Origin of the sequence: Pseudolactococcus insecticola, assembly GCF_011170065.1 — a bacterium.
GTDB classification, from domain to species: domain Bacteria; phylum Bacillota; class Bacilli; order Lactobacillales; family Streptococcaceae; genus Pseudolactococcus; species Pseudolactococcus insecticola.
Genome location: NZ_BLLH01000026.1, coordinates 1 through 600, shown reverse-complemented (window position 1 = coordinate 600; position 600 = coordinate 1). Strand labels below are relative to the sequence as shown.

Here is a 600-nt window from a genome sequence, read left to right as displayed (position 1 = left end):
CCTCAGAAGATTCAGACTCCGATGAAGATTCAGATTCAACAGCGGATAGCGAATCAGCAACTGCGCTAGATTCAACAGAAGATTCAGATTCAACAGAAGATAGCGATTCCTCAGAAGACTCAGATTCAACAGAAGACAGCGATTCCTCAGAAGACTCAGATTCAACAGAAGATAGCGACTCAACAGAAGATAGTGATTCATCTGAAGATAGTGATTCAACAGAAGACTCAGATTCATCTGAAGACAGCGATTCAACAGAAGACTCAGATTCAACAGAAGATAGCGACTCAACAGAAGATAGTGATTCATCTGAAGACAGTGATTCAACAGAAGACTCAGATTCATCTGAAGACAGCGATTCAACAGAAGATAGCGACTCAACAGAAGATAGTGATTCATCTGAAGACAGTGATTCAACAGAAGACTCAGATTCATCTGAAGACAGCGATTCAACAGAAGACTCAGATTCAACAGAAGATAGCGATTCAACAGAAGACTCAGATTCATCTGAAGACAGCGATTCTTCAGAAGACTCAGACTCATCTGAAGATAGCGACTCAACAGAAGACTCAGACTCAAGCGAAGATAGCGATTCAACTG

1 protein-coding gene is annotated in these 600 nt (G+C 41.3%); it reads left to right on the top strand.

All coding sequences use genetic code 11. The features are described from left to right. Nucleotides 1-600: hypothetical protein (locus Hs20B_RS09610; protein WP_191088442.1), on the top strand; the 600-nt coding region annotated here is incomplete at both ends.